General features: G+C 64.8%; 13 protein-coding genes. 2 read left to right on the top strand and 11 right to left on the bottom strand.

The window, feature by feature from the left end; all coding sequences use genetic code 11:
* The first annotated feature begins 13 nt into the window (after positions 1-13).
* Positions 14-1,204 carry a serine/threonine-protein kinase gene (locus RCP80_RS02285; RefSeq protein ID WP_308480802.1) on the top strand — a complete coding sequence of 397 codons (1,191 nt, stop codon included), beginning with the start codon at positions 14-16 and terminating at the stop codon, positions 1,202-1,204.
* A gap of 1 nt (position 1,205) precedes the next feature.
* On the opposite strand, the gene RCP80_RS02280 is transcribed toward RCP80_RS02285, so the two are convergent.
* The 3 genes from RCP80_RS02280 to RCP80_RS02270 all read right to left on the bottom strand — a co-directional run bounded on the left by RCP80_RS02280 (position 1,206) and on the right by RCP80_RS02270 (position 4,338).
* Positions 1,206-2,354 carry a sulfotransferase family protein gene (locus RCP80_RS02280; RefSeq protein WP_308480801.1) on the bottom strand — a complete coding sequence of 383 codons (1,149 nt, stop codon included), beginning with the start codon at positions 2,352-2,354 and terminating at the stop codon, positions 1,206-1,208.
* A gap of 70 nt (positions 2,355-2,424) precedes the next feature.
* A complete protein-coding gene (locus RCP80_RS02275) occupies positions 2,425-3,207 on the bottom strand; it encodes an SDR family oxidoreductase (protein ID WP_308480800.1) in 783 nt (260 codons plus the stop codon).
* Positions 3,208-3,210: 3 nt separating this feature from the next.
* Positions 3,211-4,338 carry a hypothetical protein gene (locus tag RCP80_RS02270; protein ID WP_308480799.1) on the bottom strand — a complete coding sequence of 376 codons (1,128 nt, stop codon included), beginning with the start codon at positions 4,336-4,338 and terminating at the stop codon, positions 3,211-3,213.
* Positions 4,339-4,431: 93 nt separating this feature from the next.
* Between RCP80_RS02270 and RCP80_RS02265 the strand changes: the two genes are divergently transcribed.
* On the top strand, positions 4,432-5,367 hold the full coding sequence (locus RCP80_RS02265) for an IclR family transcriptional regulator (protein ID WP_308480798.1): 936 nt from the start codon (positions 4,432-4,434) through the stop codon (positions 5,365-5,367).
* Here the strand turns inward: RCP80_RS02265 and RCP80_RS02260 are convergent.
* From RCP80_RS02260 to RCP80_RS02225, 8 genes are all read right to left on the bottom strand, one after another.
* Positions 5,360-7,435, bottom strand: coding sequence for a RecQ family ATP-dependent DNA helicase (locus tag RCP80_RS02260; RefSeq protein ID WP_308480797.1), 2,076 nt, complete (start codon positions 7,433-7,435; stop codon positions 5,360-5,362). The two genes, RCP80_RS02265 and RCP80_RS02260, sit on opposite strands and share 8 nt — an antisense overlap.
* A gap of 106 nt (positions 7,436-7,541) precedes the next feature.
* Positions 7,542-7,934 (bottom strand): heme-binding protein, encoded by a 393-nt coding sequence (locus RCP80_RS02255; RefSeq protein WP_308480796.1) that lies wholly within the window; start codon positions 7,932-7,934, stop codon positions 7,542-7,544.
* Positions 7,935-8,129: 195 nt separating this feature from the next.
* Positions 8,130-8,462 (bottom strand): hemophore-related protein, encoded by a 333-nt coding sequence (locus RCP80_RS02250; RefSeq protein ID WP_373693434.1) that lies wholly within the window; start codon positions 8,460-8,462, stop codon positions 8,130-8,132.
* Between the two features lie 96 nt (positions 8,463-8,558).
* Positions 8,559-11,435, bottom strand: a complete 2,877-nt coding sequence (locus RCP80_RS02245) for an MMPL/RND family transporter (protein WP_308480795.1) — start codon at positions 11,433-11,435, stop codon at positions 8,559-8,561.
* Positions 11,435-14,335 carry an MMPL/RND family transporter gene (locus RCP80_RS02240; RefSeq protein ID WP_308480794.1) on the bottom strand — a complete coding sequence of 967 codons (2,901 nt, stop codon included), beginning with the start codon at positions 14,333-14,335 and terminating at the stop codon, positions 11,435-11,437. Before RCP80_RS02240 ends, RCP80_RS02245 begins: the two co-directional genes overlap by 1 nt.
* Positions 14,332-14,742, bottom strand: a complete 411-nt coding sequence (locus tag RCP80_RS02235) for an MmpS family transport accessory protein (protein WP_308480793.1) — start codon at positions 14,740-14,742, stop codon at positions 14,332-14,334. The genes RCP80_RS02240 and RCP80_RS02235 overlap by 4 nt, the downstream gene beginning before the upstream one ends.
* 255 nt (positions 14,743-14,997) lie before the next feature.
* Positions 14,998-15,789, bottom strand: coding sequence for an alpha/beta fold hydrolase (locus tag RCP80_RS02230; protein WP_308480792.1), 792 nt, complete (start codon positions 15,787-15,789; stop codon positions 14,998-15,000).
* The gene (locus tag RCP80_RS02225; protein ID WP_373693433.1) at positions 15,786-17,525 is read right to left on the bottom strand and encodes an AMP-binding protein; all 1,740 of its coding nucleotides are present in this window, start codon (positions 17,523-17,525) and stop codon (positions 15,786-15,788) included. The genes RCP80_RS02230 and RCP80_RS02225 overlap by 4 nt, the downstream gene beginning before the upstream one ends.
* Between the last annotated feature and the right edge of the window lie 115 nt (positions 17,526-17,640).

The following is a 17,640-nucleotide window of genomic DNA, read 5'->3' as shown; positions in this document are numbered from 1 at the left end:
TGCAGCCGGGTCGATGGACGCCGTACTTCTCGGAGGCCGCTACCAGCTCGGAGGCGTGTTGGGCAGTGGCGGCATGGCCGAGGTGCGTGACGGCTGGGACGCCCGACTGAATCGTCCGGTCGCGATCAAACTGCTGCATCCCGGCCTCCGATCCCGGCCCGACATGCAGCACCGCTTTCATGCGGAGGCCCGGGCGGCGGCCGCTCTCAATCATCCCAACATCGGGTCGGTCTACGACACCGGTGAACACCTCGGTACGCCGTACATCGTGATGGAACGGCTGCCCGGCAGCACTTTTGCCGATGTGCTCGCCCGAGGCGCGTTGCCCGGGACAGTCGTGCGGTCGATGTTGCAGAACGTGCTCGCTGCCCTGGAAGTGGCGCATGCGGCGGGGATACTGCATCGCGACATCAAACCGGGAAACATTCTGCTGACCGACTCCGGGGATGCCCTCAAGGTGGCCGATTTCGGGATTGCCAAGACCGTGGATACCGCGCCGACCCGGACCGGTGAAATCCTGGGCACCATGGCGTATTTGAGTCCGCAGCGGGTCGCAGGCGAGGCGGCATCAGCGGCCGACGACGTCTACGCGGTCGGGGTGGTCGGCTATCAGGCCCTGGCCGGCAGCGCGCCGTTTCACCACGACAACCTGGGAGCGCTGGCCCGCGCGATCATGACCGAACAACCGCCCCCGTTACTCGCCCTCCGGCCGGACGCCGAACCGGATCTCGTGCACACCATCGAACGCGCCATGGCTCGCGATGCGCAACATCGATTCCGCAGCGCGCACGACATGCTAGGTGCGCTGAGCGGACCCGCCGTGCCGTCGCCGCGGCCGCCGTCGACGAAGGTGCTCGAAACCCCGTTCCCGATGGAACCGGCGTCGCTGGTCTACGTGCCGCCGCCGCGGCGCCGACCGTCGCGCCGATCCGTGGCGCTGGCGGGCGGCGGTGCCGTGCTGGTCGCGGTGACAGCGATGTTCGTGGCCGCTGCGCAGGACTCGCCCTCGGTACCGGCACCGGGGACCACAGCGCCCGCCGTCTCGACAGCGCCGCCGCCACCCGCACCGTCGGCGTCCACCCTGCCGCCCGCACCGGTGCCGGTGATGGGAGAAGAGCCACCCGGCAAGAAGAAGTCGCCCGGCAACCGCGGCAACGGCCGCGGCAACGGTAAACCCGACAAACCCGGCAAGGGGCCCGGCTAGTTCACAGCCCCGCGAAACGCTCTCGGACGTCCTCGACGGTCAGTCCGTAATCGGCCAGCGAGTAGGTGTGCTTCGGTGAGCGCGGCCCCTGTTGGCTGGCATTGTGCATGTCGCGCATCGCTTGTTCGGCGGCGTCGGTCAATTCGAGACCGAAGTGGGTGTAGATGCCCGCGACCGTGGCGATCGGGTCCTTGACGAAGTCGGCGTACTCGATATCGCAGAACTGCGCCGGATCATGTTTGGCCCGTTCGGCATTGAACAGTTGCAGGCCGCGCGACCAGGTCTCCAGGGCGTCGGCGCCGATCTGCGGGCCGACAAACGAATTCGACCAACCCGCGGTGGTGTGGGCGGCCAGCGAACACATCGAGGCCATCAGGGTTTCGGCCGGGCGGTGACATTGCACCACCAGCGCATCGGGGTAGGTGGCCATCAGCGCGTCCAACGCGAACAGGTGGCTGGGATTCTTGAGCACCCAACGTTTTTCGGGGTCGTTGAGCCCGATCAGCTGTAAGTTCTTGCGGTGCCGTTGATACGGCTTGGTCCAGTCCTGCCGCGACAGCCACTGCGCGTACGTGGGCACATGCGCCAACGTCTCATAGGACACCGAGTGCAGCGACTGGCGCAGCAGCTGCCAGCACTCCTCGACCTCGTCCGCGGTCATGTAGTGCAGGCCCAGATACTCCGGATCCTCGTTGTGCGCCTTGGCGAATTGCGCATCAAGTTGTTGGAACACCGGATTCTGCGCCCAGGTCTCCCGCGGCGGCCGCGGCTGCGGGAACTCGGCCAGCCACAGTTCCAGCCCCTGGTGGCCGGGATCGGCGGTCAGCAGCCGGTGCAATGCGGTGGTCCCGGTGCGCGGCAACCCCGTCACGAAGATCGGCCGCTCGATCACCACGTCCGCATGCTGCGGATGCTGCTGCCACGCCGCCTCCGACATGAGCCGGGCCACCAGGGCGTTGCGCAGGAAGAACCGGCACATCTTGCTGCCGAACTCGGTGAGGTCGGCGTCGCGCTGATAGGACTCGAGCAGTACCCGCAGACCTTCGCGGTAGTTGTCGTCGTCGACGCCGAAGTCGTCGAGACCGACGGCCTTGGTCGCCGAGGCGTGCAGGTCCTCGACCGTGCCGACGTTGGTGCGGGCCCCGGTCATTGGTCGACTCCCGCTCGCTCCGGTCCTCGCTCGTACCTCGCTGCGATCCTCACTTCGCTTCGTCTCCCGGTCACGCCTTGAACTCCCCGCAATTGACGTCGAGGGCCTGGCCGGTGATGCCGCTGGCCAGGTCGCTGGCCATGAACAGGATCGCCGAGGCCACCTCGTTCTCGGTGGGCAGCCGCTTGAGGTCGGAGGCCGCCGCGGCGGCCCGGTAGATCTCGTCCACGGTGGTGCCGTACTTGCCGGCCTGGTGCGTGAAGTACCCCTCCAGGGTTCCGCCCCAGATGTAGCCGGGCAGAATCGAATTCACCCGGATGCCCTGCTCCCCCAGCTCGGTGGCCAGCGACTGTGACATCGCCAGCAGCGCGGACTTCGCCATCTTGTAGGCGCCATACTTGGCCTGTGAGTGCCGCACCACCATGGAGTTGACGTTGACCACCGACCCCGCGGACTCGGCCAGCGCCGGGGTGAAGCCCTGGATGAGGCGCAGGGCGCCGAAGACCGTGAGCTCGATCGCCTCCCGCATATGCTCGAACGTGGTGTCGGCCAACGGCTTCATCGACGGCACCCGGAAGGCGTTGTTGATCAGCACATCGACCCTGCCGAACTCCCGCATGGTTTCCGCGACCAGGTTCTGCACCTGTTCATCGTCGGTGATGTCGGTGCCCACCGCCACCGCCCGGCGCCCGGTGTCGCCGACCTGCTTGGCGACCTCTTCGAGGCGATCCATGGTGCGGGCGGCCAGCACCAGGTCGGCGCCGGCCTCGGCGCATCGGCGCGCCAGCGTCGTTCCCAGCGCGGGTCCGACACCGCTGATCACCACTACCTTGTCCTGCAGCAACCCGGCCATCGTCTACCCCAGCATCCTGTTGGCAATTTGTTGCTGGCGCACTGCGATTCGAGCGCGCCAGGCATCCTCGGTGATTGTGTTCTTCTCGCAATACGGCAACGCCGTCGCGACGTCGGCCGCGTCCATCAGTTCGACCTTGGGTCCGTCGGCCTCGGTGAGGTCTCGGGACAGCCGCTGCCAGCGGAACTGCAGGTAGCCGCGGCGGTGCCCGAGGGTCTCCACCCAGTTGGTGATCCCCGGGTTGGTGTCGGAGACCACGATCCTGATGTTGCCGTCCGGATCAGCCTGCGCCTGAGTGCCATTCAACGAGGTCTGGTGGTTGATGTAGTCCAGCGAGATGTACCACAGGCTGCCGAGCTGGAAGCCCATGTAGGGCGCATCCGAAACCGGCACGGTGATCACCAGCGCCTGCTCCGGGGCCAACTCGAAGTGGCCGGCCGACGAGTACTGCGTGGCCAGGCCGCCCGGGGTGAGCCGCGGTGCCACCATGGTGTTCACCGGGATGTTGAGGTAGAACCACTGCGGGAACTGCAGCCAGGTCTTGACCCGCTGCACCAGTTGACTGCCCGCGACGGCGTAACGCTTCTCGATCTGCGCGCGGGTCAGCGGCGGCGGCGCGGTGCCGGCAGTATCGGTACGGGCGATCGTGACGGTGCCGCGCTGGGCGGACCAGTCGTTGTACACCTCGCGGATGAGCAGCTGGGCAGGCGCTTTCGGGGTGAGCCGCCATTCGAAGCTGCCGTCGGCGGCGATGTCGAGTTGACGGTCGTCGAACGCGGTTTCACTGTCGGGAACGGTCGCGTCGGTGTAGTCACCGCCGAGCAGTTGGAAGCTCAGATCGGTGGTGGTGCCGCGCTTTCCGGTGACCACGTATTCGTGCCCGGCCTGCACCCGGGTGCCGAAGTACAGCGTGTCCGGGTTGTCCAGGCCCATCTTGTTGAACGGTCCGGTGCCCGACTGCAGGAAGGGATGGTCCCGGTCGTAGTCGAAGGCGATATGGGTGCACGCCGAGATCCCGCCGGCCAGGTATTGCAGGCCCTCCAGGAGATCGGCTTCGGTCTCGATGTGCGGCGCCTCGGCGACCAGGCGTTCGGCCTCCGCGATGGCGTCGAGGAGTGGCTGCGAATACATCGGCGTCCTTCGGTTTGCCTTATCGGTGGTCCAGTATTGGAACACACTGGTAGAGTTCTGACCCGAGACTAGAACGCGTTCCAATCGGAGTCAATGTTGGTCAGTCCCCCCGAGCCCACCGGCCGCGCTTCCCCGCCGACGGCGCGCGTGGTCGCGGTCCTGGAGTTCTTGGCAGGCCACCCCCACGACCGGTTCGGCCTGTCGGAGTTGGCCCGCCGGATCGGGCTGAGCAAGCCCACCTGCCTAGGCATCCTCACCACGTTGACCGATGCGGGCTATCTGGTTCGCGACACCGCCGACAATGGCCGGGACAAGACCTACCGGCTGGGCCCGGCGCTGATCGCACTCGGCCACACCGCCCAGGAGTCCCTGCGGATCAGCCCCGCCGCCCGCGCCGAACTGCGCCGACTCTCGCAGACCTACCAGACCACCGCGGCCCTCTCGGCCGTCGTCGACGACCGCATCACCCTGCTCGATCTCGTCGGGCCGTCCGGGGTCGACGTGGGGGTCCGGGTGGGGCAGAGCTACCCGTTCGCCCCGCCGGTCGGGCTGATGTTCGTGCTCTGGGACGACGACGCGCTGCGGGACTGGCTGGCCAAGTCGCCGACGATCCCGCTACGCACCGAGTCCGACCGGCTGGCGTCCGTGGTCGCGGAGTGCCGTTCCTGCGGCTACCTGGTCGAGCGCCTCACGCCGGGCGGGCGGCGACTCTATGCCCTGATGGCGGGCATGCCCAACGCATTACCCGACGAGTTGCGCGCGCTGCTCGGTGAGTTGGTCTCCGACATCGGCGAACGGGTGTACCTGCGCGACGAGGCCGGGGCCGGCGGGCAGCGCCGCAGGGCCCGTACGGATATCAGCGTCATCTCCGCGCCGATCTTCGACCACCATCAACGGCAGGTCATGGTCGCCTCGCTGCATATCGGCCATGCCCTCACCGACACCGAGATCACCAAGCGGGCGCGCGATCTGGTCGCCTCCGCCGAGGTGATCACCGCGCAGTTGGGCGGTTCGGCACCGCTCAGCTGACGCTGGCCAGCGCGAACGGCAGCACCTCGGGGGCGCCGGCACTGCGCAACAGCTGGGCCGCCATGGTCATCGTCCATCCCGTGTCGACCAGATCGTCGACCAGCAGCACCGGACCGTCGGCGCTGATCTCGGGGCGCTCCCAGGCCCCGTCGAGCGCGGCCACCCGGTACGCGGAATTCGCCGCGGTGACCGGGCGACGCTGCGGCGCGTACCGCAGGGTGCCGAGGTTGGTCAGCCGCCCGACCTCGGCGAGCCGCCGGACCGTGGACGAAATCAGCAGCGGGTGGGTCTCGGAGTCCAGACCCAGCACTGCGACCGGCCTGGTTTTCCAATCCCAGACCTTGAGCACCTCGATCGCCGCGCCGATCACCTCGTCGGGCACCTCGGCATCGGGTTCGGCCAGCAACTTCCGCAGCCGGGCACCCCAACCGAGGTCGGTGAGCCGGCCGATGGCGCGGCCCGGCTGGGCGCCGTCGGCGATCCGGCCCTTCAGCTCCAATCCCAGCGAGGCCAAACCGGACGGCCACTGCTTGCGGGGGGTGATGTCGACGCCGGGGCGACGTAACCGCTCCCGGGTGGCGGCCAGCGTCGCCTCGTCGACGGCGGTTTCAAAGCGAGCACCGGTGCAGTTGTCGCAGCGTCCGCACCGCTCGCCGGGCTGTAGGTCCGGATCGTCGAGTTGGCTGCGCAGGAACACCATTCGGCAGCCGTCGGTGCTCTGATAGTCCAGCATGGCCTGTTGTTCCCGGTTGCGCGCCTGCTCGAGGGCCCGGTAGCGGTCCTCGTCGTACTCCCACGGTTGTCCGGTGCCGATCCAGCCGCCCTTGACGCGACGCACCGCCCCGTCGACATCGAGCACCTTGAGCACCATTTCGAGCCGAGACCGGTTCAGATCGACCTGCGGTTCCAGCGCCGCCGTCGACTGCGGCCGATCGGCGTCCAAGGCCCCGATAACGTGGCGCACCATCGCCTCCGACGGGAATGCCACGGACGCGAAGTACCGCCACACGTCCTGATCCTCGGTGCCCGGCAACAGGATCACCTCGGCGCTGTCGGTCGCACGGCCGGCGCGGCCGACCTGCTGGTAATAGGCGATCGGCGAGGACGGCGCGCCCAGATGAACGACGAAACCCAGGTCGGGCTTGTCGAAACCCATCCCCAGCGCCGACGTGGCGACCAGCGCCTTGACCCGGTTCGCGAGCAGGTCGGCCTCGAGTTGTTCACGTTCGGTGGTGTCGGTGGCCCCGGTGTAGGCCGCGACCGGGTGGCCCTGATCCCGCAGCAGGGCGGCGACGTCCTGGGCCTGCGCCACCGTCAGGGTGTAGATGATGCCGGAGCCCGGCAGCGAATCCAACTGTGCGGCAAGCCATGCCGCACGTTGGGCCGGGTTGCCCACCCGGACCACCGAAAGCCGCAGCGACTGGCGGTCCAGCCCGCCCCGTAGCACCAGGGTGTCGCGTCCACCGACCCCCAGCTGGGCCGCGACATCGGTGACCACGCGATCATTGGCGGTGGCCGTCGTCGCCAGAACCGGGATGTTGGAACCGAGTTCGCCGATCAGCGTGCGGATGCGCCGGTAGTCGGGCCGGAAGTCATGACCCCAGTCGGAGACGCAGTGCGCCTCATCGACCACCACCAGTCCCGCGTCGGCGGCCAACGCCGGCAGCACATTCTCCCGAAAGTCGGGGTTGTTCAACCGTTCCGGGCTGACCAGCAGGACATCGAGGGCACCGTCGGCGACCCGCTGGTGGATCGTCTCCCATTCGGTGACGTTGCCGGAGTTGATCGTCGCCGCGCGCACCCCCGCCCGCTCGGCCGCCTCGACCTGATTGCGCATCAGGGCGAGCAGCGGGGAGACGATCACGGTGGGGCCGTGCCCGGTGGCGCGCAGCAGCTTGGCGGCAATGAAGTACACCGCCGATTTGCCCCAGCCGGTGCGCTGCACCACCAGTGCCTGACGCCGATGCACCACCAGAGCCTCGATCGCCACCCACTGGTCATCGCGCAGGGTGGCGCCCGGTCCGGCCAGTTGTTCGAGGATCGACTGCGCCTGCTCGCGGGTTGCCATGGCCCCATCCTGCCCGGTGGGGCCGACGCGCCGGCCGGACAGCGGACGCAGGCACACAAGCGTGCCCGCCCACTCGGGAGCGGGCGGGCACTACCTGCGGGTTCGGCTAGATGGCCTCGAGCGCCTCGAGGGACTGCGACGGCGTCACTTGAAGGCCGCACTCCTCGCTGAGGGTCCGCACGGGCTGCTGGATGCTGCGCAGCTCGCCGGCAACGTCCTCGTTCTCGGCGAAGTAGGTCTGGTAGGCCGCCTGCGCCTGCTCGGCCGGCTTCTTGGCGATCTCGCTCAGAGCCTGGTCGACCTCGGGGTTGGCGGACAGGTAACCGCCCACGGACTCCTGCACGGAGCTGACCGTGGTGGCCACGTCGCTGGCGCTGCAGTTATCCGGGGCCGCGCTAGCCGCGGGCAGCGCGATCGTAGCGCTGGCGGCTGCACCGAGCAGGCCCCCGGCAAGCATTCCGCCGAGTCCGCGGTACACAGTCGTCTTGCTAGCTTTCATTGCGTTGCTCCTAACGGTTTCGTGGCCGTCCTTGAAACAGCCACACCCCGACCCGCTGTTGCAACTACCCGACTGTCCATGGGCCGAAACACCGCGGCGGGCAGGAGTCACCCGATTCGGAGCCCGTCCAGCGCTCTGACCTCCGCGTTCAACGGATGTGCGAAAGTTTCGCGAAATCGCGCCCGGCGCTGGTCCTCAGAAGTTGTTGCAGGTGTTGAACACCTGCTCGATGAGGCCAAGGTAGGGCTGATTTGCCGGGTAGTTCGCCAGCATGTTTGCCATCTGCCGACGTTGCGGCGGCGGAGCGCCGAGGAACTGTTGCAACATGGACGGCCCCGAGGACGCGTTGAACTGCGCGGCGGCCGCCGAATCCTGGGCATTCAACGCCGACATCACCTGCGGGTAACTGCAGGTGGTGTTGACCATCGAATCCAGTGGCGCCGCGGTTGCGATGCCGGCCCCCGCGGTCAACGCCAAACCCAACCCGGCAACGGTTACGGTCAGCCTGGTCAACGACGCTTTGATCATGTGTGAACCTCTTCCTCCCCTTAAGGCCGGGACTTTACTCGCCGAGGTTTGGCGTCCCGCCGGTTTTGTGATGTCCACAGGAAATTGCCGGGTTCATCACGGCCGCGGCTCAGAGTCGTCGCGTGGGAGCAGCAACGACCGGGTCACCGGACGTGGTGCGGTCTGTCTGAGCAATGAACTCGCCGGTCGTTGTCGTACCCGTTGCGGCCACCAGAACCAGCGTCCGAGCAGCGCGGCTATCGACGGCGTCATCAGCGCGCGCACCACCAGGGTGTCCAGCAATAGACCGATCCCGATCGTGGACCCCACCTGACCGATGATGCGCAGGTCACTGACCACCATCGACATCATGGTAAAAGCGAAAACCAGGCCCGCGGCGGTCGCCACCTTGCCGCTACCACCCATGGCACGAATAATTCCAGTGTTGATACCGGCACCGATTTCTTCCCTGATCCGCGACACCAAAAGCAGGTTGTAATCCGAACCCACCGCGAGCAGGATTATCACCGACATGGCGAGCACCAACCAGTGCAATTCAATACCGAGAATGTGTTGCCATATCAATACCGATAATCCGAATGCCGCCGCCAGTGATAAAGCGACCGTACCCACAATCACCAATGCCGCGACCAGACTTCTGGTGATGATCAGCATAATACTGAAAATGAGGACCAGGGCCGCCACGCCCGCAATCAAAAGGTCATACGTTGAGCCATCGCGCATATCCTTGAACGTGGCAGCAGTCCCGGCCAGGCTGATCTTGGCATTTTCCAACGGTGTCACCTTGAGCGCTTCCTCAGCGGCATTCACAACTGCGTCGACCCGGGCGATCCCTTCGGGTGTTGCCGGGTCGTCCCGATGCGTGAGGATGAAACGGACCGTCTTCCCGTCCGGCGAGAAAAACAAGTCCATCGCGCGCTTGAAGTCCGCATTCTCGAAAACTTCCGGCGGCAGGTAGAACGAGTCGTCGTTGAAGGACGCGTCGAACGCTCTGCCCATGGCCGTGGCGTCGGTATCCATCTCGTCCATCAGCGCGAATGTGCCCGACATGGTGCTATGCATCGTGAGCATCATGCTCCGCATCACCTTCATGGTGGCGATCATCGCCGGAAACTGGGTGATCATCTGCGGCATCAAAACATCGAGTCGATCGAGATTCTCGACCATGCCGCGCATCTTCTCGCTCAGTTCGTCGACACCGTCAAGGGCGTCGTACAACGATCGGAACCCCCAGCAGAGCGGGATGTTGAAACAGTGCGGCTCCCAATAAAGATAGTTACGAATCGGCCGGAAGAAATCGTCATAATCAGCCATATTGTCGCGTAGCTCGTTCGTGAGATCTTCCAGATCGTGGGTATCGCGAACAGTAATATGCGTCGCTGCGACCAGCTGCTGCATCAATTTGTACATCCGTTGCATGATGCCGATCATCGATTCCAGATCGTCGGCTTGGACCACCATGTCATCCATGCGGTCCCGCTGAAACGGCAGGATTTGCTGCTGGCTGGCACTCTGGAGACTCAGCATGAATGGGATCGAAGTTCGTTCGATCGGACTTCCCTCCGGCCGCGTTATCCCTTGGACCCGCGAAATCCCTTCGACCTCGAATATGGCCTTGGCCAACTTGTCCAACACCAGAACGCCGGCGGGATTCCGCATGTCATGATCGGCCTCGACCAACAAGATGTCGGGCATCATCCGGGACTTCGGAAAATGGCGCTCAGCCGCCGCATACCCGACGTTGGAGGGAATGTCCGCGGGAACGTAAAGCCGGTCGTTGTAGCTGGTCTTGTACGCGGGCAGCGCCAAGAGTCCGACGAGCGCCACCACGCATGCCGTGACCAGAACGGGTGCGGGCCACCGCACGATGGTGGTGCCCAACCGACGCCATCGGCGGACGACGATCCGTCGCTTCGGTTCGAACAGCCCGAAGCGGGCGCCGACCGCGATCGTCGCCGGAATCAGCGTCAGCGCAACCGCAACGGCAACGGCCATGGCGACCGCGGTAGGGATGCCCATGGTCTGGAAGTACGGCAGTCGGGCGAAGCTCAGGCAGAAGATCGCTCCGGCGATGGTCAGTCCCGAGGCCAGGACCACCTTGGCGACGCTGCGGTAGGTCGTATAGAAGGCCGCGACCGGATCTTCCCCGGCTTGCCGTGCCTCCTGGTAGCGCCCCGTGAAGAAGATGCCGTAATCGGTCCCGACGGCGATCCCCAGCGATACCAGTAGATTGACGGCAAATGTTGAGAGCCCGATGATTTCGTTGTCACCGAGGAATGCGACGACCCCCCGGGCGGCTTGCACCTGGATGCCGACCATGAGCAGTAACAGGATGGCGGTTGTCACCGACCGGTAGACGAACAGCAACATCGTGAAGATCACCGCGAGCGTGACGATGGTGATTCGGATGATCGATTGGTCGCCGGCGAGATTCATGTCGGTCACCAGCGGTGCGGCGCCGGTCACGTAGGCCTCGACGCCGGGCGGCGACGGTGTCCGGTCGACGATGGCGCGGATCGCCGCCACGGACTCGTTTGCCAGCGCTTCGCCTTGATTTCCGGCGAGATTCAATTGCACATACGCGGCCTTGCCATCGCCGCTCTGCGCGCCCGTCGCCGTCAGCGGGTCGCCCCAATAATCCTGTACGTGTTGAACATGTGCCGGGTCTGCGCGCAGCTGACGAACCAACTCGTCGTAGTAGCGATGCTCCTCGTCGCCGAGCGATTGTTGCCCCTCCAAGACAATCATCGCCACACTGTCGGAATCCGATTCTCCGAAGTTGTGCCCCATGCGCTGCATCGCATGGAATGACGGGCCGTCTTTGGGCACCAGAGACACCGAGAACTCTCGTCCGACGTGTTCCAGCGAGGGGACGAGGAAGGTCGCGGCAGTGACGACCACCAGCCACCCGAGAATGATCGGCACGGCCAGCCGGTAGATCATCCGCGCAACAAGCGGCGGATCGTGGTTCATCAGGGGGAGCGTTCTTCCGGACTCAGCAAGAGCGCACGGACCAGCGGCCGGGGCCCCGTCGCCCGCAGGAGCGCACTTGCCGGCCGCTGTCGCACCCGTTGCGGCCACCAGAACCACCGACCCAGCAGTGCGGCAATCGACGGGGTCATGAACGCGCGCACCACCAGGGTGTCGAACAGCAGGCCGATCCCGATGGTCGAGCCCACTTGGCCGATGGTGCGCACGTCACTGGCCAGCATGGCCATCATGGTGAAGGCGAACACCAACCCCGCTGCAGTCACGACCGTGCCGGTACCACCCATCGCCCGGATGATCCCCGTGTTGATGCCGGCGCCGATTTCCTCCTTCATCCGTGAGACGAGCAGCAGGTTGTAGTCCGATCCGACCGCCAACAAAATGATCAGCGCAATCGCGAGTACCAGCCAATGCAGTTGCATGCCGAGGATGTGCTGCCAGATCAGCACCGAAAGTCCGAATGCCGCACCCAGCGAAACCGCCACCGTCCCCACGATGACCAAGGCGGCCACCAAACTGCGGATCATTATCAGCATGATGATGAAAATCAGGCAGAGCGCTGCGACGCCGGCGATCAAGAGATCGTAGGTTGAACCAACCACTTGGTCTTGCCCCATTGCCGCACTGCCGGTGAGGGAAATTCTGGCGGTCTCCAGCGGCGTCCCCTTGAGGCCCTCGGCCGCCGCGGTCCGAATCGGACCCGCCCGCGCTATCCCCTCCGGTGTCACCGGGTCGCCCTGCTGCGTAACCAGCATGCGCACCGTTGTGCCGTCCGGCGATATGAAAACGTCCATGACACGTTTGAAGTCTTCGTTCCTGAATATTTCCGGCGGCAGGTAGAAAGTGTCGTCGTTCTGCGCGGTGTCAAAAGCCTTACCCATCGCAGTTGCGTCGTCGCTCATCTCCTCCATTTGGGAAAATATTCCAGTCATGGTGCTATGCATACCCAGCATCATGGTGCGGGTGCTCTGCATGGTGGAGATCATCGCCGGAAACTCGGCCATCAGCTGCGGCATAAGCGCATTCAGCTCGTCTAGATTACCGACGAGATCACGCATTTTATCGCTGATTTGATCGACACCGTCGAGGGCCTCGAACAAACTCCTGATCGACCAGCACACCGGGATGTTCATGCAATGCGATTCCCAGTAGAAGTAGTTGCGAATAGGCCTGAAGAAATCGTCGAAGTTCGCAATATGATCACGCAGTTCGTCGGTCACCTCTTGGAGCTCATGCGTTCTGGCCACCATCTCGCTGGTCGTGGCTGCCAGTTGTTGCATCAACCCGTACATGCGCTGCATCACGCCTACTGTTTTGGATATCTCGTCTGCCTGCTTCAGCAAGTCGTCCATGCGCGCTTTTTGAAACGGCAGGAGTTGCAGCTGACCGGCATTCGACATGCTGATCATGAACGGTATCGTCGTGTGTTTGAGCGGTTTACCCTCGGGTCGGGTGACAGCCTGGACCCGAGCAATGCCGGGAACGGACTGCACCTCCTTGGCCACCTTGTTCAAGATGAGGAAGTCGGCCGGGTTGCGGAGGTCATGATCGGCTTCGATCAACAAGATGTCGGGTGCCACCATCAGCGATTGCTGAAAATGGCGGTCGGCGGCCGCATACCCCTCGTTCGCGGGTATATCGTGCGGTAGATATTTCTGGTCGTTGTAGCCCGGTTCATACGCCGGCAATGCCAACAATCCGATGAGCGATACGGCGCAAGTGGCCACGAGAATTGGACCCGGCCATCGCACGATCGCCGTTCCCAACCGGCGCCACCGACGAACCATGATTTTTCGCTTGGGTTCGAACAACCCGAAACGGCCGCCCAATGCCAGAACGGCCGGGATCAGCGTCAGCGCCACCGCGACCGCGACGACCATGCCCAGGGCGCATGGAATGCCCAGGGTTTTGAAGTACGGAAGACGAGTGAAACTCATACAAAACACCGCTCCGGCGATCGTCAAGCCGGACGCCAGCACAACCTTGGCAACGCTTCGGTAAGTGGTATAGAAGCTCGTCAACCGATCCTCACCGATTTGGCGGGCCTCCTGGTACCGCCCGGTGAAGAAGATGCCGTAATCGGTTCCCGCCGCGATCCCGAGCGTGACCAACAAGTTCACCGCATACGTTGAAAGCCCGATGATTTCCTGATCACCGAGGAGTGCGACCACTCCGCGGGCCACCTGCAATTGGATTCCCACCAGCAAAAGCAGCACCACGGCCGTGACGATCGACCGAAAGAACAACAGCAGCATGGTGAAGATCACGGCGAGGCTGAGTCCGGTGACCAGCAGGACGGTTTTGTTGCCGCTCTGGCTCAGATCGGCAACCAGGGCCGCCGGGCCGGTGACATAGGCGGAGACCCCCGGCGGCGCGGGCGTCTGTCCCACGATGTCTCGGACAGCCGCCAAGGACTCGTTCGCCAACGCCTGACCGAGGTCGCCGGTGAGACTCATTTGGACGTATACGGCTTTGCCGTCCGGGCTTTGCGCGGCACCAGCGGTGAGCGGGTCCCCCCAGAAGTCCTGCACATGCTGGATGTGTGCGGTGTCGGCTCGCAGTTGCCGAGTCAACTCGTCGTAGTAGCGATGGGCCTCATCGCCGAGTGGTTGCTGCCCCTCCAGGACAATCATCGCCACGCTGTTGGAGTTCGATTCCTCGAAGTGCGCTCCCATCCGCTTCATGGCCTCGAAGGACGGCGCCCCCTCGGGAATCAGCGATACGGAGCGCTCCTTCTCGACCTGTTCGAGAGGCGGGACGACCGCGCCCAGGACGTAGGCGATCAGTACCCATCCCAGGATGATCGGCACCGCGAGTCGATAGATCATCCGCGCGACGAACGGCGGCTTTCGGTCTACCGGTTCGTCGAGCTGCTGGGTGCTCATGCGGCCCTCAGCACACAGAATGTGAAAGCGCTTTCGCCTTGCCGCACCCGCTCCGCCTTCACTTCATCGTCGACGGTGATACGGCAGCCGACGGTGTCGGCATCGCTCTGCGCGATGATGTTCACCATCGCGGTCGTCTCGGTCATGTCGAACGTCAAAGACCAAGGCAAGCTTGCACTTTCGATGATCTGCGGTTCGGCGTCGACATCGAAGTAACTGATCCGGGCTGCCGAGCCGGGCGGGCCGAAAACCTCGAGCACCAACTGCTTGGGGTTGTAGGGCGGACGTTCCTCGACTTCGGTATCCGCATAGGTCGGGTAGACCTCGGACCCGAAGACGCCGTGCAGGCGCGAAACCGTGAATCCGCCAGCACCGAGGACCGCCAGTATGAGCAGCGGGATCCACACCCGCCTTAGTACCCCCAAAATTGCGAACCCCCTCGCAAGCGACGTCAAATTCGCTCCCCCAGCGCGATACGGAGCGTAATGCATATCACCTGCGTCCTGAGCCGGAAACGGTGGTTACGGTTTCAGCACATTTCCCGACTCAGACGTCAATTCAGCCGCGGTGCGGCCGTAAACTTCCTGGCAAGGCGCGGTGTTCGAAGCCGGCAGGCAGGTGCAGGCGGGGTACCGGTCGGTCGGCACGTGCGGTGCGCGGCGCTACCCCCGGCCGGCGCCGCCGGCGAAGAAGTCCAGCACCGCCTTGTTCACTGCGTGTGGTCTCTCCAGAAAGCCCAGATGGCCGGTGTCCGCCACCTCCAGGTACCGGCCGTTCGGAAGGGCCGCAGCTACTTCGGCGCCCAGGTGCGGGGGCATCACGAGGTCTTCGGCGAATCCGATCACCAACACCGGGGTGGTGATCGACCCGTAGGCCGGTCGTCGATCGGTTTCCGGGGCGACGTCATACTGGGCGCCGATCCCGGGGGTCGACGCCGCGGGCCACATCGTGAACGTGTCGATCCAATCTTGAACCGACCGGTCATCGTTCAAGGTCTTCGGTGAAAAGCTATCAAGCAAACGCAGTTTCGCTTCGTAGCGGGTCGGGAGTCGGACGCCGGACTGCGCCAAGGTCCGTTCGGTGGTGCGGAAGAACTCGCGCGTGCGATCGTGGCGAGCACGCGTGGCCATCAACGCTGCCTGCCGCACCAGTTCGGGGCGGGCGAGCATCAACTCCTGGGCGATGTAGGAACCCATCGAGACAGCCACGATGCGTACCGGTGCCGCATCGAGCCGCTCGATCAGCTCCGCTGTGTCGGCCACCATCGTTGCCGTTGTGAACCCGTCTGCGTTTGCGGTCGCGCCGACGCCCCGGTTGTCGAACGTGATGACCCGATAGCCGGCCGCCAGGAACGCGGGGACCTGGTGGAGACCCCAGGTACGTCCAAGGCCGCCCTGGCCGGCAATGAACAGCACGGGTTCACCGTGGCCGCGGTCGTCGTACGCCAGGTTCATGCGTCCAAGCGGGCGAACTGGCCCTGCCGATACTGCTCCACACACAGTGCACGCCTGACCTTGCCGCTGGTGGTGACCGGGATCGACCCCGGCGACACCTGAACCGCGTCCGCGACCGCCAGGCCGTGCACGTCGAATACCGCAGCGGTCACTTCGCGCTTGAGGTCGGCGAGGTGGTCCAGGATCGCTTCCCGAGAATCGCCGCGCGTCTTGACTTCGAAAATGACGACCAGCTTTTCGGTCGAACCGTCCGGAACCGCGATCGCCACACACCTACCCTTGGTGATTTCCTGGATTGTCGCCTCGATGTCGTCGGGCGAGTGATTGCGGCCGTACACGATCAACAGGTCCTTGATCCGTCCGATGACGAACAGTTCATCCTCAGAGACGAATCCCAGGTCCCCGGTGCGCAGCCAGGGACCCTCGGGCGTGCCGGCCGACGGAGTGCTGAGCCGGCCACCGAACGTGGCCGCGGTCTCCTTCGGCTTCTGCCAATAACCGGACGCGACGTTGTCGCCGTGCACCCAGATCTCACCGACGGTGTCCGCCGGGCACTCCCTGCATGTCTCCGAATCCACGATGCGAATCAGCGGTGACTGCGGCATCCCGTAGCTGACCAGTGGTGTGCCGCCGGTGCTCTCGCAGCGCTGTGCCGTGCCGGCGGTCAACTTCTCGGTGTCGAAGCGCACGATGGCCGGCGGTCGATCCGCGACGTCGGTCGCCACGTAAACCGTCGCTTCGGCGAGCCCGTACGACGGCCGCACCACCGCTTCGCGCAGTTTGAAAGGGGCGAATCGCTTGGTGAAGCGTCGCAGCGTTGCCGGGTGTACCCGCTCGCTGCCAGTGACGACGACCAGAACATCGGCAAGATCGAGCCCGGCCATGTCCTCATCCGATGTCTTGCGTGCGGCCAACTCGAACGCGAAGTTCGGCGCCGCCGTGTAGGTGCGACCATTGGTCGCCAGCAATTGGATCCACCGGGCCGGGCGTTGCAGGAAAGCCACCGGGCTCATGAGCGTGGCGGGAACTCCGGCCAGCACCGGCGCACAGACTCCCAGGTACAAGCCCATGTCGTGATAAAACGGCAGCCAGGACACGATGCTGGTGCCGGGCGGAGCCAGGTTTCCGTACTCGGCGAAGTAGCTGGACATCAGCTGTTCGAAATTGGCCAACAGATTGCTGTGCGACATCATCACCCCGGCCGGCTGCCGTGTCGACCCCGACGTGTATTGCAAATACGCGATGTCCGTGTGGTTTTGGGCCGCGGCAATCGACCCGGACGGGTCATCAAGATCGAGTCGGTCCACCTCGACGATCGCCGGGGTGGAAGCCCCGGGTTGCGCCTCGACGTACTCCGCCACCAGCTCTGCGATGGGCGAGGTGGTGAGCACGACCGACGGCGACGCATCGCGGAGCACCGAGGTGACGCGTTCATCGCTGACGCCACCCAGCGGAACGGACAGCGGAACCGCGATCCGGCCGGCCTGCAGCGCGCCGAGAAACCCGACGATGTAGTCCAACCCGTGCGGCGCCAAGATCACCGCGCGGTCGCCTGCCGAACCGCACCGTTGGAGTTCACGGGCAACGTTGCGCGTCCGCCGATATAGCTGCGCGTACGTCAGGCTTTCCGGGACCCCGGACCAGTCCTGGTCGTAGTCGATGAACGTGAGCGCCGGGTCGTCGCCCTGCAGACCGGCACGTTCGCGCAGCACAGTCAGAATAGTTGTGTCCCCCACGGGCATCAGGGTAGCGCGGTGGTCCCGACCGCATCTGCGGAAACGGCAGCAAACATTCGGTGCGCTCCAGCACCGACAGATTGCTCAGATTTCGAGACAACTCGGCTGCACGTAC

This window comes from Mycolicibacterium sp. MU0053 (genome assembly GCF_963378095.1).
In the GTDB taxonomy this organism is placed as follows: Bacteria; Actinomycetota; Actinomycetes; order Mycobacteriales; family Mycobacteriaceae; genus Mycobacterium; species Mycobacterium burgundiense.
The sequence above is the reverse complement of the archived record's forward strand: the minus strand, read 5'-3'. Positions and strand labels throughout refer to the sequence as shown.